This is a genomic window from Paenibacillus cineris (assembly GCF_018333335.1).
Classification (GTDB): Bacteria; Bacillota; Bacilli; order Paenibacillales; family Paenibacillaceae; genus Paenibacillus_AQ; species Paenibacillus_AQ favisporus.
The window spans coordinates 361,419-385,769 of the sequence record NZ_BORU01000001.1; the positions used below are offsets into that span (position 1 = coordinate 361,419).

Consider the following 24,351-nt stretch of genomic DNA (forward strand, 5'->3'; position numbering starts at 1 on the left):
AACCCGGACAGCAGTCAAATCAGACGAGAGGGCAGGATCTATGTATATCGACTTACTCATTTTAATCCAGATTGAAAAATCCCCCAAACACGGGTACGAAATCAAAAAAGAGATCCAAAAAGACCTCGGCTATTTGATGGATGTGAATCATAACCTGCTGTACCCGGCGCTGCGCCGATTTACGTCGGAAGGGGCCATTATCCGAAAGCGTAATGAGCAGGAAGGCCGGCCCAGCCAGTACGTGTACGAAATTACCGATGTAGGCAGGGCAAAAATCGCCGAGCTGATCAACGCTTTTACCGAAAAGGACGCCAAGCATGAAATTGAGTTCATGATCCGGGTATCCCTGTTTGACCGTATTTCCCGTGAGAATCGGCTGAGGATTCTGGATATGCGCAAAAAGGACCTCGAATCCCTCTTGGCTGGCATTCAGCAGCGCCAGGAAGGAAGCGTGGCTCACGACATGTTCCTGAATGAGGTTCTTCAGCAAACGATATCGCGGGTTGTAGGGGAGATCCGCTGGATCGACGAGCTGATTCGTAAGACGATGAGTGATGAATGAAAAATATACGACATACCTTCGGGAGGATCGGAGATCCCAGTTTAGGGATGGGCAGATATCCTGATATTTAGATTATTCGGTGAAAAAGGTGGCAGAACATGTGGATACAGAAACAATAGATGATATTCTCGGGCTGATCGCCTATATCTCGCCACAAGCAAGGGATTATGTGGAGCTGGCTGTCCGGAATGAAAAGCTTGATGTTATCTATCATAAAGCAACAGAGCGGGAACATGGTGTTTTTTGTATCGCCGAGGATGATCAATCTGTTATTGCATATTGTTCATTCATACAGGAAGCTGATTCTGATGCCCTCCTTGATCTCATTGCGAATACCATGACTCCCTACCTTCAGCAGACTGGCACCAAGGAGCTGTGTTTCAATTTATACGGAGAGAACGTACGGGCGATTCATTTCGTCCGCCAGTTGGGTTTTCAAACGGATATGGAGGGCTATCATTTGTATTATGACGGGCCTCATGAACCGGATCTATCCCATACGGATCTCATCGTAAATACATATGAAGCGAGTATGTTGACTCCTTTGGCCGACTTATTTGACAGGGCATACGCCGCATTGAATGCAGAAAACGGCTGGCCACTGGACGAACACCGCATGAATATAAGTTTGTTTCATAAGAGGTTGGAGGATAAGGTCCGAAATGATGAGTTTCGTTCGTTTTGGAAAGAGGGAACTCTGATTGGAGCTTATATTATTTCTGGTGAGTATATTCAGGACATCGTTGTAGCACCGGATCAGCAAAACCGTGGATATGGCAGTGCCATCCTTACTCATTGCATCCGGCATATGATGGGTAAGCAGATCCCAAAAATCTATTTGCGCATCGCCAAAACCAATCAGGGTGCCAAAAGGCTGTATGAGAGGCATCAATTTAAAGTAGTGTCTAGCTTTGCAGAACATACCTGGAGAGCAACAAAAAAGGATAGCGTATAAAAAACCAAAAGCAGCCGGATTCACCGGCTGCCTTTTTTTCTTACCTTGCGTTTAAAAGGGATACGTCCGGATTCGTGTCCTTGCGGTAGTCGATGCCGTCCGTTTCAAATCCGAACAGCTGGAAAAACTCGCGACGGTACTCTTTCAGATCCGTCAGCTCATATACATTATTCGTTGTGACCTGATCCCAGATCCGGGCCACTTCCTGCTGGACATCCGGACGCAGTTCCCAATCGTCGATGCGGATTCGGCCCGCCTCGTCTACAGGTGTTCCACCCTCGTGGTACAGCTTGTCGGCGAACAGCCGGTACGACTGCTGGATCGTATTTTCGTGGATGCCCTTTTCCTTCATCACTTTGTAGAGCGCGGCGATGTACAGAGGGAAGACCGGAACGGCAGCAGCGGACTGGGTGACCAGGGCTTTGCTGACGACGACGAAAGCTTTTCCGCCTAAAGCGGACAGCTTACGGGTCAGCCGCTGCGCGGTTGCCTCCAGATCCTCCTTGGCTTTACCGATGGTGCCTTCCCGGTAGATGGCCCGGGTAAGCTCCGAGCCGATATAGGAGTAGGCAATGGTCATCGCTCCGTCGGCCAGGAGGTTCGCCTGCCGAAGCCGGTCGATCCAGCGCTGCCAATCGGCTCCACCCATCACGGCGATCGTTTGGTCGATGTCGTCACCTTCCGCCGGCTCGGTCGTGACTTCGTCAGTCACTTCGCCATTATGAAAGTTCACAGCCTTGCCGGTGAAGGGCGCTCCGATCGGCTTCAAAACCGAGTTATACGTCTTGCCGCTGTCCGGGTCGGTACGTCGGGACGAAGCTACGCTGTACACGACGAGGTCCACTTGGCCGAACTCATTGGCAATCGTGTCCATGACGCGGTCCTTCGTCTCATCCGCAAAGGCATCGCCTGTAATGCTGACGGATGTCAAGCCGGCTTCAGCGGCCCGCCGCTCAAAAGCCGCCGAATTGTACCAGCCCGCCGATGCGGTCCGTTTATCCCGGGCGGAGCTGGGACGGAAGACGCCGATGGTGGCGGCTCCCGCCCCAAAAGCGGCGGTAATCCGGGCAGAAAGGCCGTACCCTGTGGAGGCTCCGATAACCAAGACCCGTTTCGGCCCGTTCAATTTAGGCTGCTGCTGTATGTAATCGATCTGCTCCTGCACCTGCTTGGCGCAGCCCTCCGGATGCGCCGTCGTGCAGATGAAACCGCGTGTTCTGGGTGTAATGATCATAGGGAGTGCGTCCTTTCTTTGCGAAGATAAGTCTAGAAATATTGTACCTCTCTTGTTTTGAAAAGAAAAACGGGTGTCATCCAGTAAGCGTGGAAGTGTATGAACAGTCATCGTAGACGCGTAGGCTCGAGCCGGAGAGTGCAAAGGGAATGCCCAAAAAGCAATTTCCCACGCCTAGGGAGGTAATTGGCTGGTGAGGGCGAAGCAATATACGAAGAAACATGGATAAGTTCGTCCGGATTCTATACTTTTTAAAACGCAGATTTGGAGGTTGAATAACCATGATGGATGAAATGACGCAGCGAATGAAGGTATTGACCGAGTGCGACGGTGTGCCCGGACACGAAGGCGCCGTCCGCGCCCAAATGAAAAGCTATCTCGAACCGCTCAGCGAGGAGCTGGTTATGGACCGGCTCGGCAGCGTGTTTGGGGTGAAAACCGGCCTTGCCGGGGGACCTAAAGTCATGCTTGCCGGCCATCTGGACGAGATCGGGTTTATGGTCACCCAGATTACGCCGAAGGGATTTCTGCGTTTTAACCAGCTGGGCGGCTGGTGGGCGCATAACGTTCTGTCCCACCGGGTGAAAGTAAAGACGCGCAAAGGCGAATACATCGGCATCATCGGTTCCAAGCCGCCCCATGTGCTGGAGGCCGAGGAGCGGACCAAGGTCATGAAGCTGAAGGACCTGTACATCGATATCGGGGCCAAAGATGAAGCGGATGCCAAGGAGATGGGGGTTCGCCCCGGCGACTGGGTCGTACCCGTGAGCGATTTCTTTACGATGCGCGATGGCGAGCTGTGGGCGGGTAAAGCGCTCGACAACCGCTCCGGCTGCTCGCTGGCGGTCGAAATCCTGTCCCGTCTGCAGAATGAACAGCATCCGAACGTCATTTATGCGGGAGCGACAGTGCAGGAGGAAGTAGGTCTCCGCGGTGCGGGAACGGCCGCCAACCTCATCCAGCCGGACGTGGCCTTTGCGCTGGACGTCGGTATCGCGCATGACACGCCGGGCAGCGAGTCGAACCCGATGAAATGCAATATGGGCGGCGGACCGCTGGTGCTCATTTTTGATGCTTCGATGATTCCGAATACCGCCCTGCGGGACCTTGTAATCGACACGGCGGAGGAGTCGGGCATTTCCGTGCAGTTTGACGCCATCACCGGCGGCACGACCGACGGCGGCCGGATTCATACGAGCGGCATCGGCTGCCCGACGCTGTCCGTGGGATTTGCCACGCGTTATATTCACAGCCATAATTCCGTGATGTCCAAATCCGATTTCAACCAGGCCGCCGACCTGCTGACGGCGGTGATCAAGAAGCTGGACCGCGAAACGGTGGATAAGCTGATCGGGTAGGGCGGTGGAGCGCGTTATATACTATTATTTTCATGGGTGGCTGAAAAGAGTCCTCAAAATGAGCACAGAAAGAAAACGGACAGTAATGATCATTGCGGTGATCATCGTCATTTTGGTCGGATACCGGATCTATGCATTGAACTATACAGATGAAGGCATTATGGACCATGTATTCCGCCATAAGGGATATGCCGTGGATCTCGTAAAGGAACAGGTCCCCGTCAAAATTTTCGTCAAACCGGAATGGATTGCATTCGGGCAGGACGAACGGAAAGATTTAAAAGTCGAAGTCCTTGACCTGAATCATACGCGTATCCTGCTGGACAATGTGTGGAATCGAGGCAATGACATTTATTTCAGCTTTGAGGCGTTCCCCGGGTGGGAACATCGTTCGGGTGAATTTATGTATAACGGGAAGTTAAATCCGGACGGTTCCGTCTCTCTACAAGGCCCACACCTGAGGTTAACCGACATGAACGGACATGAAATCCCCGTTGGGCAATGTGGAGAAGGCCCCCGGATTTCGTTTTCCTTTGGAATAAATCCGGAAGACTACCATTTGATCCGTGACGGATTTTATGTGGAGTACAGCGATTTTAATGTGTATCGTTATGCGAAGAAAATCAACGAGGAGTGGCTGGGTTTTAATTCAATTTTCCAATGACGGATCACTGTGTTTCAAAGCGCCTTCTCTGAAGAGGACTCCTTTTACAACGAAAACAACGGTTTTCGTTGAGAAGGTTGTTCCTTTTGACTAAAATGGAATAAAACGTAAAGCGTCAGACATCATCGGTATGTTCTGATGCTTTATTTTTTGAGTGGGGCTAAGTGTAACCAAGCTGCCGAAAGGGACGATGGCCATGACGCTGGTTTTGTATCACTACTATGAGGCAGCACAGGGGCCTTTTCGAAATCTGTCGAGTCTGCCTCTGGAAGAAGCCCGTGAAATTTTGAGGCAGATCGTGCAGGAAGGGAAGACGTTTGCCAGTCAGAGAGCAGGCGATTATATGGAAACGAGGCTTATATTGGAGAGCCGGGCCAGAGAGGCGTTTATAGCCAAAGGCGGCCAGCCCGCAAATCTGTATCCGCATTATATGACCCTCGGACCGTGCAATTGGCTGTGTTCTTGGTATACGGAACCAAATGTGGTTCAAATCGATTGGGACGAATTCGATGATCGTTCGATCAGTTTTACGTACGGCGATCTGTTTCCGACAATGCGCTACGAAGATGGCAAGCCCTACCGCCAGCAGGTGTACACGAAGGATGAAATTCGGGAAGTCATCACAAGGTACGGGCTCCCGCAGGAATGGAACAAGCACGGGGACCGGGGGCCAGAGCGATACATTGAGGCACAGATTTGGGATGAAAACGTGATTGGGAAGTATTATCCATCTATTTATGGAGGTTTATAAGCCATGCCAAAGGATAAGCAGGATCTGACTGAAAGCGATTTGCCTAAGCTGGCCCAGCCGGCGGTACGCGCGCTCCGGAATGCGGGTATTACCCGGCTAGAAGAAGTCGCGAAACTCACCGAATCGGAGCTGAAGCAGCTTCACGGCATCGGCCCCACAGCGGCAGAACAGCTTCGGCGGGCAATGGCCGACATGGGACTGGATTTTTCTAAATAAGGAGCTGTCCCAAAAAGGAGCAATGATCGGATCGGAGGGAACTGATGGGTATTGATGAAATCATTGAGCTGTCATCTTATCGGGATGAATGGAAGGACATCTACGAGCAAGAGAAAAGGAAGCTGGAGCCTGTGTTTGCGGAACAAGCGGTGGAGTTTGCTCATATCGGTAGCACGTCTATCGAGGGAATGACAGCCAAACCGATTATCGATATCATGATCGGCCTAAAGGAGCTTCATATTGACGAGCAGACAGACCGGCAATTGGTTTCCATGCAGTATGAGGGCATGGGTGTGGCGGGAGTGCCGGGGCGGATTCATTACCGTAAACGTGCCGGGCAGAAGATCAATCTGCAAATTACCGAGTGGGACTCCGCCATTTGGCGGGATAACCTGCTGTTCAGGGATTATTTGCGTACCCATCCGGAACAAGCGATTGCCTATGCACAGGCCAAACGGAACACGCTGGCCAGCGGCATCAACACGCTGCTGAAATACTCGGATGAAAAGTCTGGAACGATTGCTGAGCTATTAGAAAAAGCGCGGGCGTGGGCAAAAAGTTGATTTTGCATCAGGAGGGAGGAAGCAGCTATGCGCATTATCGTGACAGGCGGCGCTGTTATTCAGGATCAAGCCGGCCGCATCCTCATGCAGCGCAGGTCCGATTATGGGGATTGGGGATTGCCCGGAGGTGCGATGGAGCCCGGAGAAACGATTGAGGAGACGATGCGGCGGGAAGTGATGGAAGAGACCGGACTGGTCGTCCTGAAACATGAACTGATGGGAGTCTATAGCGGGCCGAGAATGCAGTACACCTACCCTGACGGGAACGAGGTTGTGTTTGTCATGTTCATCTTCAAGGCGGAAGCAAGCTTGCAGGGAAGCCTTTCCGATAACGGAAGGGCACTTCTTTTTCAGGACATTCAGCAGGAGTCGCTTCAGCTTGAATTCAAGTCCATGGATGAAATCGAACAGCTGCCGATCAGTTCCGTTCAGCAGCCTGTTTTTGAGGATTTAATGCAAAAGAAAGTTTCCATATTAAGGAGCTGAAATTATGAGGCCAATCACTGTAAGGACGTATCAGGAGAAAAATATCCCCGCCGCTCAAGTGAAACAGCTGTATGATCACCTGGGCTGGTGGCCGGAAAGAACGTTGGCCGATATCGAATCCATGCTCGGCTCATCCATTGCTGTCGGCGCCTGGGACGAGGACAGGCTGGTCGGGTTTGTGAGAGCGGTTTCGGACGGCTTGTTCCGTGCCTATATCGAGGATATGGGCGTGCATGCGGATTACAGAAACCGGGGCTTGGGACGGGAGATCGTCGACCGGATCACCGCAGAACTGAAAAATATCCACGTGGTCAGCTTATTTTGCGAGAGCGGCCTGGTGGATTTTTATCAACAGACCGGCTATAAGCCGACCCGGCAGGTCGTCATGCACAAGAGTCACGAGGCAGCGAAGGTGACAAAAGGGGAAAAGAACGATGAGCGCGCTTGATGCTTTGCGTTTTCCGATAGGTTCTTTTGAGCCCGTGATCGTCCCCTCCTCTCAGCAGCGCGAAGATTGGATCGGGCAAATTCCGGAATTGAGCGGCAAGCTGCAAAGCGTTCTAAACCATTTTCAGCAGGAGCAGCTCGATGTTCCTTACCGCCCTGAAGGCTGGACGGTCCGGCAGATCGTTCATCATTTGGCGGATAATGATATGAATGCGTATATTCGTTTTAAAAGAGCCCTGACCGAGCAGGAGCCTCTGGCAAGCTCATACCGGGAAGACCTGTGGGCCGAGCTGCCGGATTATATGGATCTGATCATCGAGCATTCAGTGTCGCTGGTGGAGCTTTTGCATCAACGCTTTTATAGACTGCTGCTAAACCTGACTCCGATGGACTTTCGCAGAACGATGCGAACCGAGGTGCTCGGAACGATCACACTGGACACGGCCCTGCAAAGGTTCATCTGGCACCATCGCCATCATGCCGCCCAGATCGCCGCTTTTGCCGCGAGAATAAATAGGGATCAATCAACGACGATCAAGCCCGAAAGGACGTCATAATATGTACATAAGCAAAGAACTGGCCGATATAATGGAGCAATCCGAAATCGATTACATGATCGACCGGATGAAGGCGATTCAGGAGCGGCCCGGCAATCCGATGGGGATCGACATTCAAACTTTTGGCGGTGCTGCCGCGTTCTATAGTCAAGCGATGCCATGGCCGCAGTTTAATACGGTGAAGGGGATTGGAGAGCAAGAGGCTGAGCGCCTGGATGAAATTCTGGAATTTTATCGGAAGCGGCAGGGCCGATGCCAATTTGAGGTGGTTCCTTCCAAAACTCATCCCAAGCTGATGAAGGCTCTCTTTGATCAGGGCTATTACCAGACCGGGTATCATGCGACTTTATACGGCGAACCGCGCTCTTGTGAGACAGGAAGAGAGCCTATTACGATCCGGGAACTCACCGCGGACGAAATGGACTTGTATGCCGAAATTCACTGTCTGGGCACCGGTCTGCCGATATCCGGCAAACATCACATCGCCGACAACAACATCGTTCTTTATGACAGGGATGGATGGAAGTTCTTTGCTGCGTGGGTCAACGGCAAGCCGGCCGGTGTAGGCGTGATGTATATCCAGGATGACAAGGCTTCGCTGACGTTTGCCACTACACTTGCGGAATACCGCAACCAGGGGGTTCAGCAGGCGCTATTGGAAAAAAGGATCACCGAAGCGCATCAAAGCGGCTGCCGGATCGTGGTCGGCCAGGCGGCCTATGCCTCGACCAGCCACCGCAACATGGAGCGGGCAGGTCTGAAGCTGGGCTATACCCGGGGAACATGGGTTCAGGCATAAGCTGACGGTTGTCGTGTAAAAAGTCACGGACTAGCGTTTTTGCTGATGGCTATTTTTTCGGAGGAGGAATGTCATTTGAAAAGAGTGCTGCCTCTATTCCTTGGTTTCATCCTACTTTTACCGCTATCTATTGCCTCGGCAAGCTGGGCCTATCCATTTGTCGTTTACTCCGGCCATATCTACCAGGTCACAACACAAGCCGTTCAGCCCGAGGACGTCGGCCAAAAAATCGGCAAAGTCACGAAGTATTCGGACCGGGAAGGAACGTATCGGGGGAATTTCTCCAATATGTATCCCAAAGGAACAGGTTACTACGCCATTGAGGGGCGGAGCCGCCAAGAGGCTATCGCAGTTCGAACGGGCGAAGATACGTACATTTTGGCGATTCAGCAGGGTGCTTATTCCGGAGGGCCGGAGATGCGAACGATATGGTGGTTGTACACTGGAATTGGTATCGTCGCTGTCGCATGCTTTGCGTGGGCGGCCAAAGTTATGCAGAAGCGGAGAGCTTAGGAGGGGAGCAAGTGAAGCGAAAATATGCCGACCGGCAGGATTGGCGGCGGGTGCTGGAAAGAGACTTTGCCTGCAGGCCGCTCCGATCCGAAGAATTTAACGGGCATGTGACACTCATCTCGATTCATCAAATCAGCGAGCCTCTTGTGGTACAGATGCAGAACCGGGACTTGTGCCTGGCTGATCAGGGATATGTTTGGATGCAGCACTTTCCGGAAGGAGAGCACTACGCGGTCACCACTATGTTTAATGCGGAGCGAGAGATCATCCAGTGGTACGTAGATATGACGAAACGGAACGGCCTGAGCGGGGAGGGCATTCCTTACTGGGATGACTTGTATCTGGACTTGGTCGTCTTTCCTGACGGCAGCGATGTGATCAAAGATGAAGACGAGTTGAGCGAAGCGCTTCGCAGTTCGGCTATTACGAAGGAGGACTTCGTGCTTGCGCACCGAACCCTGAATGGGCTGCTGCCCCAGATCCAGACGGGGATCCATTGGATATGGAGCCATAGTAAGAAACATTTGGATTGGATGCTGGAAAGGAATTAGTGAAGCGGAGCAGATTGCGAGGGAGGTGATTACTCGTGAAAAAGGGCATACCCTATTTCCTGATGATTCTGGCCGCGCTGGTCCTTTTGGTGCAAAATCATCAGGATGTATCCGTGGGGGACATGATTTTTTCAAGCTTAGGTTTGGATCCATGGATAGGGAGTTCAGCGCCAGGTTCGACCCGGTATCATCTGCCGGTCATCGCCGGTTTGGCATTGCTCGTGGCGGGTATATTTGGTACCGTGAGACTATACCGTGCCAAGAATCCGCGGATTCTCAGCTGGATTTTGCTAGCCTGCATCGGGATCATTTATGCGTATCCTCTGGTCACCCGGCTAATCGGCTCGTTATGAAGATCATACAATATATAAATAGATAAGGCAGGGGATGTTATTGACGGAGTTTCAGAAGCAAATGGAAAAATATGCGGAACTGCTCGTCCAAGTGGGCGTGAATGTGCAGCCGGATCAAGTGCTCTATGTGGAGTCGCCTATAGAGTCGGCTGATTTTGCGCGGCTGGTTACGGCTAAAGCCTACCAGGCAGGGGCCAAGTATGTACAGTTGAACTGGCGTGATGAAACGGTAGAGCGCATGCGCTATGACCTGGCGGGGCCGGAATCGTTTGCGTTCTATCCCCCTTGGACGGCGCACATGATGGAGAGCATTGCGGAGTCCGGGGGAGCGGTTCTCCTGCTGGACGGGGAGAATCCGAATTTGTATGAGGGCGTGGATCCGGCGAAAATATCGGCTTCCCGGAAAGCCGCCGCCGCCGCTCGTCGGAACTATCTCGGATACGTGCGCACCAATCGGATCAGCTGGTGCATCGTCAACGTGCCGAGCCAGGCGTGGGCGGATCAAGTGTTTGCCGACCGCCCGCAGGAAGAGCGGGTGAACGCATTATGGGAATCGATTTTCCGCATGAACCATATCGATGAAGAGGATCCGGTGGCTGCCTGGCGGAGGCATACGCAGCATTTACGAGCCGTCACCGATAAGCTGAACGCGAAGCAGTACCGCAGGCTGCATTACAAGGCACCCGGAACGGATCTGACGGTCGAACTCGCTCCCGGCCATATCTGGCTTGGCGGCGGCCAGGTTAATCAGAGCGGGATTCCGTTCGTGGCGAATATGCCGACCGAGGAAGTGTATACGATGCCGCACCGTGCCGGGACAAACGGAACGGTATCGAGCACCCGGCCGTTTGTGCTGAACGGGCAGCTGGTGGACCGCTTCACTCTGACGTTTCGTGAGGGACGTGTGGTGGATTTTACGGCGGAGACCGGATATGAGGCGTTGAAGCAGTTTTTGGATGCCGATGAGGGAACGCGATATTTGGGGGAGATCGCGATCGTACCGCATGATTCGCCGATCTCCCGTCTGAACCGGGTTTTCTATAACGTGGGCATCGACGAAAATGCGTCCTGCCATTTTGCGCTCGGGAGTGCGTATCCGACTAATTTGCAGGGCGGGGCGGGACTCAGCGATGAGGAGCTGCTTGCCCGCGGAGCCAACGTCAGCATGCAGCATGAAGATTTTATGGTCGGTTCGGCGGAACTGAGCATTGATGCGGAGCATGAGGACGGCACGATCGAGCCGCTGCTGCGGAATGGAAGCTGGGTGATCCGGTGATTACCTTTACAGAAGGGCAGAACAAATTTAATTTTCGGGTTGCGGGAATCGCCGTTCACCGCGATCGGATATTGCTGCACACGACGCTGCAAGACGATTTCTGGAATCTGCCCGGCGGGCGGGTAGAGTTTCAGGAATCGACGGACCAGGCTCTCATCCGGGAGATCCGAGAAGAGCTGGGCATCGATATACAGATAGACAAGCTGTTGTATGTCAATGAGGATTTTTTCGAATACGATCGAATGAAATACCATGAAACCGGATTTTATTACACGTTTTCTTTTCCCGAGGGCCATGAAATTCTGGATCGGGAGGGCGAGTTCCCAGGCATTGAGGATGGCGGCAGACTGATCTTCAAATGGTTTACAATTGAGGAATTACAGGGCTTGTCGGTATATCCGGTTGAGCTGAAGACAGACATCATGTCAGTGATTGACGGCAGCGCTGACTTGAAGCATCGGATTCATCAACCGTAGGGTTACATACAGACAGCGGGCAGGGACTCATCCCTGCCCGCTGTTTTGCTAATTACTTAACTGATCTCGATTCGCTCTTCTGGACGCCATCGGTATGCCGAATAATCGCATCCAGAATGGCATCCCAATCGTCCTCATGCAGCTCATGGCCGGTCCCTTCCAGGGTCAGCAGCCGGGCGCCCGGGATCTCCCGGGCCAACGACTCACCGTGGGCATAAGGGATGATCGGATCCTCCGTGCCATGGATGACAAGGGCCGGTACCCGGATGTCCGGTACCCCGGCAATCAGATCCTCTCCGCCGGCCAGCAGGCCATGATTGAACATGCTCGCCGCCCAATTGCGGGTCCGATGCAGCTCCCGTGCGGCCAGCCGGCGGACTTTATCCTCGTCCGGAGCGTGCTTTGACCCGCGGAGCAGGTTCCATTTTTGAACGCTAAAGTCCAGGATCGCCTGCTCGTTCTCCCAATTGACCTGATCGGCCGAAGCGAAAAAGGCAGCGACCTTTTCTTCCATTTCCGGCAGACTCGGGTCACGGAACGAAGAGGTCATGATCAGCGTATTGCTCAGCACCCGCTCGGGATACTTGACCGTAGCCATCAGCGTCAGCAGGCCGCCGAGCGACATCCCTGCCACATGGGCCCGGCTAATTCCGTAGGCGTCCAGCACGCGGATAGCGTCATCGGCCATGTCCTCTAAACCGTACTGCGGGTTACCGGGCTCATCGTTCATCGATTGGCCGACGTCGCGGTTGTCGTAACGGATGACAAACCGCCCCGCGTCAGCAAGGCGCTGGCAAAATTCATCCTCCCACCAGATCATCGAGGCGGTGGCGCCCATAATGAGCAGGATTGCCGGATCTTCCTTTCGTCCAAAGCTTTCGGTGCACAGTTCAATACCATCTACTTTAATGAGTTGTTCTGTCATTTGTGTTTCCTCCTTAGATTTCAATTCACGCCTACCTGGCGCTCCTTTTCTTTGTTGTTGCTTTCGGCCAGCGATAAGAGGGGACCTTCTCCCGCATCGTATCAAATACGGCTGCCCAATCCCTCTCGCGCAGCATGCATACCGGCGTATTCCGTTCTACCCGGATGTGCTGCAGCAGGTGCCTGATTTGCACCAGTGTAAAAATCCCGGCCAGTGCCTCGCACACCGGCAGTGCCGGCTCGTTCAGCGCGTATTCGGCCAATCCGCCGAATGCATGATGATGCTGCGTCTGAAGCCAAGGCGTTTTCCGTCTCCGAATACGGAGTACGGCTGCGTCCACCTGAGGTGGGGGTGAAAAATGCCGCCGGGGCACAACCTTCACCAGTTCGAAGTCAAACCACATCCGCCACTTGAGCAGACGCGGGCTGCGAATCTGCCTTGCCGTAAATCCCTTGGCTGCTCCGTGCTGCACGATCAGCACCGCCCCCTGGAACGCAGAACCCGGCGGGTCGAGCAGCTTCTCGAGAATGAATGTCGTCATAAAAAATGGAATGTTGGCTACAACATGAAACGGCTCCTTCGGAAGGTAAGCCTCGCAAATGTCCCTTTCAATAACGGCCACATTGGAGCCGGGAACCGCCTTTTGCCGAAGGGCGGCGGCGAATGCGGCATCGTTCTCAATGGCCAGCACTCTGCCTGCCTTCTTCGCAAGCGGGAACGTGATGGCTCCCCGCCCGGCGCCCAGATCGAGCACCGTGTCGGCGTTTGTGACACCGGCCATTCCGATCATGTCGTGAATGACCGGCTCGTAGTGCAGCAGGTGCTGTCCTTTTGCTGCGGGTTTCTCTATGTTCAAGTGCGTCTTTATATGACGTTGTCGATGTTTATGCATCCATGAATCCCTCCGTAATCCAGCGATGGTTTCTTGCCCATCGGCTGTGCTGTGAAGTGGAGAGACTCAGGATAACGCCGCGGGATCCGGCCGATTTCACCGAATGAAAGGCACCCGCGCGGGCTGGACGTACTGCATGAAAGAGCAGTTCATCGGCATATAGGCCCGGCATTGAAGCGGCGGGTGGCGGCACATTATGCATTGACCAAGCGACATTTTGTCCTGAGCAAAAAGGAGGTTACCTGGCAAAAGGGCAGACCTATCCTGAGTTTCTCTGTACACAGCAAAGCCAACGGCTTTTTTTCTTAGCAGCTGTACACCATGCGAACCCGGATAAACTGATCTACCACACGTAACCCTCCTTGCCAGAATCATCGTTTACTTAAAAATAAGCACAAAAAAACACAGGCTGTCTGCCTGTGTCAGCGTTTCGCGAAAGGACCGCCCGGTCCAAGGAACAACCGTTCCTTCGGCCGCAGGATATGAGGTCTTACATGAAAGCCGGAAGAGGCCCAAGGGCAGGTAGAGACTATCATTCCTATCCCTTGAGGGTACGATCCCGCAATGCGTTCATGTGAGATGAATTTTTAAAGGCAGGCTGGACATGATCATGCGTGTTCCTGCAGACGATGCTTCAGCCATAGTCGTTATAAAACCTGGGTTACCTTTAAAAAATGGCAGACCAATCCTGAGTCCTCCGCGTACAAGCAGAGAATTTTGCAATATGTTAGTTGCAAAACGTGCGAACCCGGATAAACTGATCTACCACACGTAACCCTCCGTTCTTCGTAAATTACTAACAGGCTACCATATCGATCCATTTTTAGCAAGTACCCTGCAAAGAAAGGGTATGGTGTTTTTCCGTCGAATAGGTAAATTAACATCGCTTGCGGCAGTTTTACTTGGAATTGATGACACGTTACGGAAAGGAGGGCATCAGCATCAAACAAATTATCGCTATGGGTGGCGGAGGATTCTCAATGGAACCGGATAACCCCTTGCTGGATCTGTACATTCTTCGACAGGCAGGCACCGGCCGCCCCAAGATTTGCTTTGTACCAACGGCGAGCAGTGACGCGCAAGGGTATATTGATCGTTTTTATGATGCATTTCAGCGTCTGGAATGCACTCCCTCTCATCTTTCCCTGGTCCAACCCCCAACCGTCGATCTGGAGGATTTTGTTCTGGACAAAGATATCATTTATGTCGGGGGCGGCAATACGAAATCGATGCTTGCGGTATGGAAGGAACGGAGTGTGGATCGATACTTAAAGACGGCCTGGGAAAATGGGGTGATTTTATCCGGGCTAAGCGCCGGTTCCATTTGCTGGTTTGAGGAAGGCGTGACGGATTCCATCCCAGGCGATCTGACCCGGCTGGAGGGCCTCGGCCTGCTTTCAGGAAGCCACTGTCCCTATTATGACGGGGAAGCGGACCGAAGGCCCAGTTATCACCGGCTGATCCAAAGCGGACAAATCGGTGGGGGAATAGCCGCAGATGACGGGGCGGCACTGCATTATGTAGATGGTGTTTTTCACCGGGCGGTAAGCTCTCGTCCTGAGGCCAAAGCCTACGAGGTGCAAGCCGTGGAAGGGCATGTGGTGGAGACGGTCATTCCAACCGTATATTTGGGGGAAGCGGGCGTGGCTACGATATAACCGGAATCCAGAATCCCGAATACCGATAAGGAGGATGCTGCTTGGGCACGAAAGCCGTTTTGTTCGATTTGTTCGAGACCTTGATCACCGAATTTGCGGATGGCCGGCGGATATCGGGGCGCCGCTACGATTACCCGGGTCTGCTTGGCCTGAGCCAGGAAGAGTTCAAGCTGGAATGGAGAAGCCGGGTGGAGCGGCGGATGCGCGGGGAGCTGGCAAGTTTTCCGGATGTCATCCGGGATATTTGCCGAAGCAGGGGCCTGGATGCGGTTGAACAATCCGTTCAGTCGCTCTACCAGGCAAGGATCCAGGAGAAGCGGATTCCTTTTGAAGCCGTTCGCCCTGACATTTTGGAAATGCTCGCAAACCTCCGTACCCATGGCTGGAAGCTGGGACTGATCAGCAACTGTTCGGAGGAGGAAGTCCGGGGCTGGGAAGATTCCCCGCTGGCCGGGTATTTTGACGACGTTATTTTTTCATATGAGGTACAATGCTGTAAGCCCGACCCTGCTATCTATGAACTTGCATGCCGACGGCTGCAAATACTCCCGGAGGATTGCGTGTTTGTAGGTGACGGAGGCTCCGGAGAACTGGATGGGGCGCATCAGGCAGGGATGAAGGTCATCCATGCGGTCTGGTTCAATCCCTATGTGGAGAGCCGGTACGCTCAACTGTCAGCGCCTATGCAGCTTGCTGCCGCATTGCCTGTTCGATAGCCGGGCTGGCATAAGTTTGGATTAACTTTTAGAGGAGGATGAGTGATGAAGAAGATCACACCGATCTTTCGGATTTTCGATGAGGACAAGGCCAAGGAGTTTTACGTGGATTTCCTGGAATTCCGGATGGACTGGGAGCATCGCTATGAAGACGATCTTCCCTTATACATGCAGGTGTCCAGCGGGGACTGCGAGATCCATTTGAGCGGGCATCACGGCGACTGCACCCCCGGCTCGGCGATTCGTGTTGAAGTCGAAGACATCCAGAGCCTCCATGCCAAACTGATAGCGAAGAAGTACAAGCATGCGCGCCCTGGGCTTGAGGATATGGAGGTGAGCGTGATCGATCCTTTCGGTAACCGGATCACGTTTTTTGAGAGGAAGGATGCATGAACCCGGCGAACAAGCTGACGCTGGCCAGAATCATGCTGATCCCCGTGTTTATCGTTTTTTTCGCAGAGTACCCCGTACGGCTGGCGGATTCCAACGCGTTCATTCAATTTCTGAACCAGTACGGGACCTATATGGCGGTGGGCGTATTTGTTCTTGCTTCCGCTACGGACAAGCTGGACGGGTATATTGCCCGCAAATACCACCTGGTTACCAATCTCGGGAAGCTATTGGACCCGCTTGCCGATAAGCTGCTTGTTTCGGTGGCGCTGATCATGATGGTCGAAGCCGGGATGATTCCGGCCTGGATGGCCTTCGTGATGATTGGCCGTGAATTCATAATTACAGCTTTGCGAATGGCGGCGTCGGCTCAGGGGATCGCTCTGGCGGCAGACCGGTACGGCAAGTGGAAAATGGTGTCCCAGGTCGTCGCCATTACGGCCGTGCTGCTGAATAACTATCCTTTTCAATGGCTGACTAGCCTTCGCGTCGATTCCTTCTTGATGGTGATCGCCGTGATGATGACCGTCATGTCAGGGTACCACTACGTGGTCAAAAACGTTAAGCTTTTCATATAAAAAGGCTCAAACGCTTCGTGCTTGAGTTATGAGGGAGGAGGCGCAATTTTGGTTCTTTGGAGCAAGCAGGGGGTCAGCGTAAGGAAACTGGAGGCGGGCGATGCGGACCATTTGGTCCGTTGGCTCAGCGATCCGCGCGTCCTCGAATATTATGAAGGCCGGGACCGTCCGCATGATATGGCCATGGTGCAGGAGCACTTTTACCGAGATGATCAAATCGAAGCCTGCATCATTCAACTGGACGACCGCGATATCGGATATATTCAATATTATCCGGTCGATCCGGAGGAACGCGAGGTATATGGCTATGGCGAAGGGGACGGGCGGATTTTCGGCATGGATCAGTTTATTGGGGAGCCCGACTGCTGGAACCGGGGAATCGGCACAAGGCTGATTCAAGGCATGGTTTCTTATCTGACCAACACGCTTCAAGCCGATAAAATTGTCATGGACCCGCAAACCTGGAACGCCAGGGCTCTGCGCGTATACGAAAAATGCGGCTTCCGCAAGATCAAACTGCTGGAAAAACGCGAATGGCATGAAGGAGAGTACCGCGATTGCTGGCTGATCGAATACAGTGCAGCCAATGGAGAGGAGAAGCGAGATGAATCATAGTTATAGTCAAACCTTGAACCGTTTAGTCGGATATTTTGAGAGCGAACTGAAAGCTTTGCCCGAAGAGGTGTTCAGACACAAGCAAGGACCCGCCAAGTGGTCAAAGCAGGAGATCGTGGGTCACTTATGCGATTCGGCGGCGAACAACCATCTTCGTTTTGTCAAAATAAAACAGTCGGCGCATCCGGTATCCCTTGAGGGATACGATCAGGACCGGTGGGTGGACCTGCACGGGTATCAGGAGCAATACAACCAGACGGATATCATTACGCTGTGGGTTATGCTGAACAGGCAAATTGTCCATGTTCTCGAGCGTTTGACCGCGGAGGATTACGGCAAAACCTGCATTCTTCCCGGCGGCGGTGAAGCGACGCTGGATTGGCTGGTGAACGATTACCTGGAGCATATGCGGCACCACTTTAGACAGATTCTCGGACCGGAGTCGGTCGAGCGGGCGGAGGCCGGGACATAGTCCGGGCGCGGCTGGCTTCATTGAATATACATCGATATACGTTGTTCTTAAGATATAGGAAAAGAATAAGCTTCGGGGAATCGAGCTTCGATATATCGCAAGAAAAAGCCCCGCTAAATGCGGTCTGGCTTCATTGATATACATCGATATACGTTTGTTCTTAAGATATAGGAAAAGAATAAGCTTCGGAGATTCGAGCTTCGATATATCGCAAGAAAAAGCCCCGCTAAATGCGGTCTGGCTTCATTGAATATACATCGATATACGTTTGTTCTTATCAATAACTGGAGGAAACTAACATCATGGAAACACTGCGAGAGCTGTTGATTGAGGATTACGAACAATGCATGGAGCTGTGGGGCAAAACGGAAGGGATGGCGCTGAGCGACGCCGATTCGAAAGAATCGATTCACCGGTACCTGGTTCGGAACCCGGGCATGAGCTTTGTCGCCACCGAGGGTGATCGGGTGATCGGCACCATTCTGTGCGGCCATGACGGCCGAAGGGGGTATATCTACCACGTTGCGGTCGATCCGGCCTGCAGGGGCCGAGCCATCGGGCAAAAACTGGCGAAAGCCGGGCTGGATAAGCTCCGGGAAGAGGGCATCGCCAAGTGCCATATCATGGTGATCGAGGAGAATGAGATCGGCAATTATTTTTGGGCCAAATCAGGCTGGAGCCGGAGGGACGGCATTCTGCTGTATTCCTCCAATACATAGGAGCATAACACGGGAGTACCGTCCTTTTTTTGGTCCCAGGATGTGAAACTTAAAATTATCGGCTGATCACCGGATTAGGCTTGTTATGATGAGGCTGCCTCCGGTTCGGAAATAACGGGGAGCGTCACGGTAAACGTGGTGCCCTCCTGGGGCACGCTCTGGACCGATATGTTCCCGCCATGATTATGGATGATGTTGTGTGTGATCATAAACCCAAGACCGGTGCCTGATTCCTTGGTCGTGAAAAAGGGCTTGCCCAGCGCCTGGATCTGCTCCGCCGTCATGCCGCAGCCTTCGTCCTGAACGCTGATGAAGGCCTCGTTGTTCCGGGAGAGAGCGTGGATCCGGATGATGCCGCCTTGCGGCATGGCTTCCATCGCATTTTTGAGCAGGTTGATGAAGACCTGTTTCAACTGGTTGGCCTCGCCGGCAATCCAGATGGAAGGTTCGGAGAAGGCGGAAACGATCTCGATATTTTTTAATGCAGCCTGGCCGTTCATCAGTGTAATCACCTGGTCCAGCAGCGGCAAAATGTCCATTGGCTTGCTCGCATGCGAAACTTGGGGTTTGGACAGCACCAGCAGCTCATTGACGATAAATTCGATCCGCTTCAGCTCGGATTCCATGATCGCAAAGTACTGGTCGTTGTTTTGGCTGGAGGTGCGGAGGAGCTTCAAAAAGCCGAAAATGGCGGTCAGCGGATTGCGGATTTCGTGAGCGATGCCTGCGGCAAGCTGCCCTGCTGTCGATAGCTTCTCGGACTGCATGAGCCGGTCTTCCTCAAGCTTCTGGTCGGAGATATCTTTAAAGATCCCGATGACGCACCGCTTTTTTTGATAGGTAATCTTTAGTGAAAATCCTTCCACATGCCTCAGCTGTCCATTGAGACAGCGGATGCGGTAGCGCACGGAGCCGATGGGCCTGTTGTTGTAGTGCCGCTGCTTGCGCTCGGCCAGAATTTCGTGGTCGGCGGCGTCGACCAAATCGTCCGTTGACATGCCGATTACGGCTTCCAGGCTGTCTGCATGAATGAGCCTGAGTCCGGCAGGATTGGCATACTGAATCTGGCCGTGGTTCGTAATCAGCACGGACAGGGGGAGGCCATCCAGCAGCTGCATGAAGGAATCTTCCCGCTCGTGCAGATGGGTTTCGGTATAATGCAGCCTAGTTTCCATTTGCATCATCTGGGTCCTGTTCTCGAATTGGGTGAAGTAAATCTCAGGTTTCCCGGCCTCATTTCGAATCAAGGAGATGCGGATGTCAAGGGACAACCGTTGTCCTGAAGGATGATAGTAATGCTGATCGATCCGGTGCTGATCCCGTTTCATGGACTGCAGCCACTCCCCGCACTTAACGATGTCGCGGGACAGTTCCTGAATTGCGGGAAGAAGATCCGGCAAAGTGAAATGGTCAGGTGTATAACCGAGGAGGGTGCATAAAGCGGGGTTGACCTTTAGGAATGCTCCGTCAGGCGCGATAAGGGCCATGCCGATCGCGGCCTGCCTAAAGGCAAAGTCGTAATTATGGACTTCAGCGGATCGCATGGCAGTTCCCCTCTCTACATCAAGCCGTGGTATATTTATACATATTATAATCGCGAATCTCTTTAATCATCAATGCTAAAGTAAGTGAACATTAACTTTTAAAAGAGAGCCGCGAAACGTGGGAACAAAAATACAATCGATATGGAGGTGCTGTAAATGAAAATCACGCTGACTTTGCTCACTTCAGAGGAATTAAAGCAGCAGTGGAAGCAGGCTTTTACCGAACATGACATCTTCCGCCCCGATGAGTACTACGACAAATGTCTCGCTGAAAACGCGGCGGGTGTCCGTGAAACGATCATCGCCTATGCAGATGACCAGGTCGCCGGGGTATGTCACCTGAAATACGAATCGGACTACCCCCCTTTCCAAGAGCAAGGCATTCCGGAAGTGAACGATCTGAACGTATTCCCCGTCTTCCAGCGCCAAGGAATCGGCAACCGGATCCTGGAGGAGTTTGAATCGATCGTAAGCCGCAAGGGCAAACGGATCGGCATCGGTGTGGGCTTATTCAAGGACTACGGTAAGGCACAGCGCATTTACTGCCGCAGAGGTTACATTCCCGATGGCAACGGCATCGTGTATAAGAACCAGCCGGTCGTGCCGGGCGAGATGGTCCGGGTGGATGATGATTTGAATCTCTTTTTCATTAAGGAACTTTAATAAAGGGAGGTGTACGATTGGGATTGGAACTGGAAACCGCACAGCCGGAAAGCCACGGCCTGTCGTCCGGCGATGTACTTCGGTTCTTAGAACGGATCGAGGAACTGGAGCTTCAGGTCAACCGTCTGATGCTGCTTCAGAATGGAAAAGTTACGGCCCGTTTCAACCGTCAGCCGTATCGGGAAGAGGCACCCACGTTATTATTTTCGCTCAGCAAGAGCTTCACTTCCATTGCCGCGGGAATTGCCAGGGACGAAGGATATATCCGGCTGACGGATCCGGTCGTTTCGTATTTTCCCGATAAGCTTGCCGGTAACGTCCCGCCCTACTTATCCCAGATGACCATCCACCATCTGCTTTCGATGAATACAGGACATCATGACAACATTTACGGCCGGGTGATGGAATCCGGGCCAGACTGGGCCCAAACGTTCTTATCCTTGGCGCCGGAGCATCCGCCGGGAAGCCATTACGTGTACAACACCCATGCGACCTACATGGTTGCAGCCATTCTGGAAAGAGCGACCGGCATGAGCCTCATCGAATATGTAAAACCGAGATTGTTCGAGCCCCTTGGAATTGGCTCGGTGGATTGGGAAACCTGCCCGATGGGAGTGACCGCAGGCGGCATGGGGCTGAGCATCCCCATCGACGGCGTGGCGAAGTTCGGTCAGATGCTGCTGAACGAGGGCGTGTATGGCGGCCGGAGAATCGTATCGGCGGAATACATCCGGTTAGCCACCGCGGAGCAGAGCGATAACCGCCGCAATGAGACGAGGGCCGATTTTTCGGAAGGATATGGCTACCAATTTTTCCGGTGCCGGCAGGGGTGTTATATGGGAAACGGCGGGTTCGGGCAGCTCTGCTTTGTTGCTCCGAAGCACGGCATTGTCATTGCAGCCTCTTCCGGTATGAGCCATATGAAAAAGCAGCTGCCGCAGCTGCTGGACCTCATCTATGAGCATATTGTGGACCGGGTAGACCGATCGCAACAAGTCAGCTCCGAAGCGTACCCGCTGCTTCTGCAGCGGATCGCGCGAATGCAGGAATACGCTGAGCACCGGGTACCTTCTGCTTCGTCCGCTATGCCGGATGATTGGGCAGGGCAATACCGTGTCCAGGCTCCAGAGCCAGGCGGCGTTGCCGAGATTACGGTGTGCAGCCTGGATGAGCGGTCCGAGCTTCGGATCCGTTATGCCGATGGCAGCCGGCGCGAACTTCCCTTTGATTTGACGAAGAGGGTAAGCACCAAGGACATCTTCCGGAAGGATCTGGCCATGCATCGGCAGGAAGCCGTCATTTCGGCCCGATTGACCGAAGATCTGCAGCTGGAGCTAACCGTGGTGTACATCGAGACACCCTATAGGGTCACGCTCACCCTAACGTTCGCGGAGGGGCAGGTTGAGCTCGTGGAGGAGGTCAACGTCTCTTTTGACAAGAAGACGACCCGGGTCACGGCCGTAAAGCAGGAACAGCTGAAGGACATTTTGAGTAATTAAGCCGGAAGCAGTATTTGGACAATGGGACCATGAGTTCCATTGTCCTTTTTTCGTGAGATAAGACGGAGAAGAGGGAAAAAACTCTTTACAATGAAATTGAGAATCATTATCATAATAAGTGTGTATACATACACATAATTTGCACTTTTCCACGCATAATGTGTCAACAAAGGCAATTATGCGTTAGACGATACGGTATATTCGACAAGGTTGAACATAGCATAAGGCACCCTGCATGCGGAGCGGCGAATCCGCCGCGAAATACAATCCCTAAAAAAGGATGATACGGTATGGTACAAAACACATTGGCTTGGCCGGAGCAAGAGATCGCCACGGAGGATAAACCGCAGCTCCAGTCGAGGCTCGGCACCGAGCAGCTGAACATCGGATACGCCGATACGCTCATTGTCAACAATTTGAACCTGAGCATTCCGGCGGGTAAAATTACGGCTTTGGTCGGCTCCAACGGCTCCGGCAAATCGACGATTCTCAAAACGATGGCCCGCTTGATGAAGCCATCCTCCGGAGCGGTGCTGCTCGACGGCAAATCGATCCACAGCCAGCCGACCAAGGATGTGGCGAAGCAGCTCGCGATCCTGCCGCAAACCCCCACGGCCCCGGATGGGCTGACCGTAACCGAGCTGATCGGCTTCGGCCGTTCGCCGCATCAGCGGGGATTTGGCAGCATCAGCACGCAGGACCGTGAGGTTATCGAGTGGGCCATTAACGTTACGGGGCTTGGGGTCTTTAGGGACCGGGCGATCGACCAGTTGTCCGGCGGCCAGCGCCAACGGGCATGGATTGCCATGGCGCTGGCTCAGCAGACGGATATTCTGTTCCTCGACGAGCCTACGACCTTCCTGGATATGGCGCATCAGCTGGAAGTGCTGCAGCTGCTGCAGAAGCTGAATGAGGAAGAGGGCCGCACAATCGTTATGGTCGTTCACGACCTGAACCATGCCACACGGTATGCGCAGCATATGGTGGCGATCAAATCAGGCACAGTCGTGGCGGAGGGAACACCCGGCGAAGTCATGACCCGGGAAGTGCTGCGGGAGGTCTTCGCTATTGAAGCCGACATCCTCGTCGACCCCCGGACGGGAGTCCCGCTGTGTCTGCCTTACGAGCTGGCGAGAAGAGCTTGAACCGTTATTATCATCATATAAGCACCCGTGAAAATTTCAGATATGTCAGCGGCAGGATCGCTGGTATGATGAAGTTGAAACGGGTGTTTTTCTTTTTTAACCCAATAAAATGGAAAGGTTGCTGGTTCATGACTGCTAATTCAGTACATCACCTGAAGCGGAACACGATTCTGTATTTTGTCCGGCATGCCGAATCGCCTTATGAGGAAGGCAGGGAACGAACACGGGGACTGTCCCGTCAGGGGCTGGCAGACGCGCTTGCGGTCAAGGACAGACTGCTGGGTGAAGGCATTGACCTGTACATTTCCAGTCCCTACGAGCGAGCCGTGCGAACGATCCGGGATGCGGCCGACTCCGCGGGCAGGGAAATCATCATAGAAGAAGATTTGAGGGAACGGGAAATCGGTCAGATCGGGCGCCTATCGTTTCAAGAAGCGAAGCAAAAGGTATACGGCGATGCCGCTTTTGCTTTTCCGGGGGGAGAGTCGAGCCTGAAGGCGCGGCATAGAGCAGCCCAGGTGATCCGGAAACTGCTGGATGAGCATGCCGGAAAGCGGATTGTCATTGGGACTCACGGCGATATTATGACGTTGATGCTGGGCGAATTTGACCCTCGGTTCGATTACGCCTTCTGGGAATCCACTTCCATGCCGGATATTTACAAGACGGAGTGGGAGGGAGAGACCCTGCGGCAGGTGACGAGAATGTGGAAGGAGTAGGAAATCATATGTATCATTGTTAAAATTTGTGATAGACTGAAAGCGCTGTATCTGC

31 protein-coding genes are annotated in these 24,351 nt (G+C 53.1%); 27 read left to right on the top strand and 4 right to left on the bottom strand.

Annotation, left to right across the window (positions count from 1 at the left end):
- Window positions 1–40: 40 nt before the first annotated feature.
- On the top strand, window positions 41–562 hold the full coding sequence (locus tag KI379_RS02040) for a PadR family transcriptional regulator (RefSeq protein ID WP_089545657.1): 522 nt from the start codon (window positions 41–43) through the stop codon (window positions 560–562).
- Between the two features lie 100 nt (window positions 563–662).
- Window positions 663–1,517, top strand: a complete 855-nt coding sequence (locus tag KI379_RS02045; RefSeq protein ID WP_212982642.1) for a GNAT family N-acetyltransferase — start codon at window positions 663–665, stop codon at window positions 1,515–1,517.
- A gap of 40 nt (window positions 1,518–1,557) precedes the next feature.
- On the opposite strand, the gene fabV is transcribed toward KI379_RS02045, so the two are convergent.
- Window positions 1,558–2,751, bottom strand: a complete 1,194-nt coding sequence (gene fabV / locus KI379_RS02050; RefSeq protein ID WP_212982643.1) for an enoyl-ACP reductase FabV — start codon at window positions 2,749–2,751, stop codon at window positions 1,558–1,560.
- Between the two features lie 275 nt (window positions 2,752–3,026).
- Here fabV and KI379_RS02055 point away from each other — a divergent pair, with 275 nt between their 5' ends.
- The 14 genes from KI379_RS02055 to KI379_RS02120 all read left to right on the top strand — a co-directional run bounded on the left by KI379_RS02055 (window position 3,027) and on the right by KI379_RS02120 (window position 11,761).
- Window positions 3,027–4,109, top strand: coding sequence for a M42 family metallopeptidase (locus KI379_RS02055; RefSeq protein WP_373309573.1), 1,083 nt, complete (start codon window positions 3,027–3,029; stop codon window positions 4,107–4,109).
- 58 nt (window positions 4,110–4,167) lie between these two features.
- On the top strand, window positions 4,168–4,773 hold the full coding sequence (locus KI379_RS02060) for a hypothetical protein (protein WP_212982644.1): 606 nt from the start codon (window positions 4,168–4,170) through the stop codon (window positions 4,771–4,773).
- A gap of 196 nt (window positions 4,774–4,969) precedes the next feature.
- Window positions 4,970–5,524, top strand: a complete 555-nt coding sequence (locus tag KI379_RS02065) for a hypothetical protein (RefSeq protein WP_212982645.1) — start codon at window positions 4,970–4,972, stop codon at window positions 5,522–5,524.
- Between the two features lie 3 nt (window positions 5,525–5,527).
- Window positions 5,528–5,740, top strand: coding sequence for a helix-hairpin-helix domain-containing protein (locus KI379_RS02070; protein ID WP_212982646.1), 213 nt, complete (start codon window positions 5,528–5,530; stop codon window positions 5,738–5,740).
- A gap of 44 nt (window positions 5,741–5,784) precedes the next feature.
- Window positions 5,785–6,303, top strand: coding sequence for a GrpB family protein (locus KI379_RS02075; protein ID WP_212982647.1), 519 nt, complete (start codon window positions 5,785–5,787; stop codon window positions 6,301–6,303).
- A 27-nt stretch (window positions 6,304–6,330) separates the two neighbouring features.
- Window positions 6,331–6,789, top strand: coding sequence for an NUDIX domain-containing protein (locus tag KI379_RS02080; protein WP_089545664.1), 459 nt, complete (start codon window positions 6,331–6,333; stop codon window positions 6,787–6,789).
- Between the two features lie 4 nt (window positions 6,790–6,793).
- Window positions 6,794–7,237, top strand: a complete 444-nt coding sequence (locus KI379_RS02085; RefSeq protein ID WP_212982648.1) for a GNAT family N-acetyltransferase — start codon at window positions 6,794–6,796, stop codon at window positions 7,235–7,237.
- A complete protein-coding gene (locus tag KI379_RS02090; RefSeq protein WP_212982649.1) occupies window positions 7,224–7,793 on the top strand; it encodes a YfiT family bacillithiol transferase in 570 nt (189 codons plus the stop codon). Before KI379_RS02085 ends, KI379_RS02090 begins: the two co-directional genes overlap by 14 nt.
- A 1-nt stretch (window position 7,794) precedes the next feature.
- Window positions 7,795–8,592: a GNAT family N-acetyltransferase gene (locus tag KI379_RS02095; RefSeq protein WP_212982650.1), complete on the top strand. Its 798-nt coding sequence runs from the start codon at window positions 7,795–7,797 to the stop codon at window positions 8,590–8,592.
- 75 nt (window positions 8,593–8,667) lie between these two features.
- Window positions 8,668–9,105 (top strand): hypothetical protein, encoded by a 438-nt coding sequence (locus KI379_RS02100; protein ID WP_089545667.1) that lies wholly within the window; start codon window positions 8,668–8,670, stop codon window positions 9,103–9,105.
- 11 nt (window positions 9,106–9,116) lie between these two features.
- Complete coding sequence (locus tag KI379_RS02105; protein WP_212982651.1) at window positions 9,117–9,656, top strand: DUF402 domain-containing protein; 540 nt, start codon at window positions 9,117–9,119, stop codon at window positions 9,654–9,656.
- A 35-nt stretch (window positions 9,657–9,691) separates the two neighbouring features.
- Window positions 9,692–10,009, top strand: a complete 318-nt coding sequence (locus KI379_RS02110) for a hypothetical protein (RefSeq protein ID WP_212982652.1) — start codon at window positions 9,692–9,694, stop codon at window positions 10,007–10,009.
- Between the two features lie 40 nt (window positions 10,010–10,049).
- A complete protein-coding gene (locus tag KI379_RS02115) occupies window positions 10,050–11,285 on the top strand; it encodes an aminopeptidase (protein ID WP_212982653.1) in 1,236 nt (411 codons plus the stop codon).
- On the top strand, window positions 11,282–11,761 hold the full coding sequence (locus KI379_RS02120) for an NUDIX hydrolase (RefSeq protein ID WP_076173291.1): 480 nt from the start codon (window positions 11,282–11,284) through the stop codon (window positions 11,759–11,761). Before KI379_RS02115 ends, KI379_RS02120 begins: the two co-directional genes overlap by 4 nt.
- A 52-nt stretch (window positions 11,762–11,813) precedes the next feature.
- On the opposite strand, the gene KI379_RS02125 is transcribed toward KI379_RS02120, so the two are convergent.
- The gene (locus KI379_RS02125; RefSeq protein WP_163878865.1) at window positions 11,814–12,686 is read right to left on the bottom strand and encodes an alpha/beta fold hydrolase; all 873 of its coding nucleotides are present in this window, start codon (window positions 12,684–12,686) and stop codon (window positions 11,814–11,816) included.
- Window positions 12,687–12,717: 31 nt separating this feature from the next.
- A complete protein-coding gene (erm, locus tag KI379_RS02130) occupies window positions 12,718–13,578 on the bottom strand; it encodes a 23S ribosomal RNA methyltransferase Erm (protein WP_212982654.1) in 861 nt (286 codons plus the stop codon).
- A gap of 941 nt (window positions 13,579–14,519) precedes the next feature.
- Between erm and KI379_RS02135 the strand changes: the two genes are divergently transcribed.
- The 7 genes from KI379_RS02135 to KI379_RS02165 all read left to right on the top strand — a co-directional run bounded on the left by KI379_RS02135 (window position 14,520) and on the right by KI379_RS02165 (window position 18,726).
- Window positions 14,520–15,236 (top strand): peptidase E, encoded by a 717-nt coding sequence (locus KI379_RS02135; protein WP_212984594.1) that lies wholly within the window; start codon window positions 14,520–14,522, stop codon window positions 15,234–15,236.
- Between the two features lie 41 nt (window positions 15,237–15,277).
- Window positions 15,278–15,952 carry an HAD family hydrolase gene (locus tag KI379_RS02140; protein WP_212982655.1) on the top strand — a complete coding sequence of 225 codons (675 nt, stop codon included), beginning with the start codon at window positions 15,278–15,280 and terminating at the stop codon, window positions 15,950–15,952.
- Between the two features lie 45 nt (window positions 15,953–15,997).
- Entirely contained in the window at window positions 15,998–16,345 is a 348-nt protein-coding gene (locus KI379_RS02145) for a glyoxalase superfamily protein (RefSeq protein ID WP_076173286.1), read from the top strand.
- Window positions 16,342–16,920, top strand: a complete 579-nt coding sequence (pgsA, locus tag KI379_RS02150) for a CDP-diacylglycerol--glycerol-3-phosphate 3-phosphatidyltransferase (RefSeq protein WP_212982656.1) — start codon at window positions 16,342–16,344, stop codon at window positions 16,918–16,920. The genes KI379_RS02145 and pgsA overlap by 4 nt, the downstream gene beginning before the upstream one ends.
- 48 nt (window positions 16,921–16,968) lie before the next feature.
- Window positions 16,969–17,535: a GNAT family N-acetyltransferase gene (locus tag KI379_RS02155; protein WP_212982657.1), complete on the top strand. Its 567-nt coding sequence runs from the start codon at window positions 16,969–16,971 to the stop codon at window positions 17,533–17,535.
- Window positions 17,525–18,007, top strand: coding sequence for a DinB family protein (locus tag KI379_RS02160; RefSeq protein ID WP_212982658.1), 483 nt, complete (start codon window positions 17,525–17,527; stop codon window positions 18,005–18,007). Before KI379_RS02155 ends, KI379_RS02160 begins: the two co-directional genes overlap by 11 nt.
- Before the next feature lie 302 nt (window positions 18,008–18,309).
- Window positions 18,310–18,726 (top strand): GNAT family N-acetyltransferase, encoded by a 417-nt coding sequence (locus KI379_RS02165; RefSeq protein WP_089545679.1) that lies wholly within the window; start codon window positions 18,310–18,312, stop codon window positions 18,724–18,726.
- Window positions 18,727–18,809: 83 nt separating this feature from the next.
- Here the strand turns inward: KI379_RS02165 and KI379_RS02170 are convergent, their stop codons facing one another.
- A complete protein-coding gene (locus KI379_RS02170; protein ID WP_212982659.1) occupies window positions 18,810–20,270 on the bottom strand; it encodes a PAS domain-containing sensor histidine kinase in 1,461 nt (486 codons plus the stop codon).
- 156 nt (window positions 20,271–20,426) lie between these two features.
- On the opposite strand from KI379_RS02170, the gene KI379_RS02175 reads away from it, so the two are divergent.
- The 4 genes from KI379_RS02175 to KI379_RS02190 all read left to right on the top strand — a co-directional run bounded on the left by KI379_RS02175 (window position 20,427) and on the right by KI379_RS02190 (window position 24,296).
- Window positions 20,427–20,933, top strand: a complete 507-nt coding sequence (locus KI379_RS02175) for a GNAT family N-acetyltransferase (RefSeq protein WP_076173280.1) — start codon at window positions 20,427–20,429, stop codon at window positions 20,931–20,933.
- Between the two features lie 17 nt (window positions 20,934–20,950).
- Window positions 20,951–22,432 carry a serine hydrolase domain-containing protein gene (locus tag KI379_RS02180; RefSeq protein ID WP_212982660.1) on the top strand — a complete coding sequence of 494 codons (1,482 nt, stop codon included), beginning with the start codon at window positions 20,951–20,953 and terminating at the stop codon, window positions 22,430–22,432.
- Window positions 22,433–22,722: 290 nt separating this feature from the next.
- The gene (locus KI379_RS02185; RefSeq protein WP_212982661.1) at window positions 22,723–23,577 is read left to right on the top strand and encodes an ABC transporter ATP-binding protein; all 855 of its coding nucleotides are present in this window, start codon (window positions 22,723–22,725) and stop codon (window positions 23,575–23,577) included.
- A gap of 128 nt (window positions 23,578–23,705) precedes the next feature.
- On the top strand, window positions 23,706–24,296 hold the full coding sequence (locus KI379_RS02190) for a histidine phosphatase family protein (protein WP_076173496.1): 591 nt from the start codon (window positions 23,706–23,708) through the stop codon (window positions 24,294–24,296).
- Window positions 24,297–24,351: the final 55 nt, after the last annotated feature.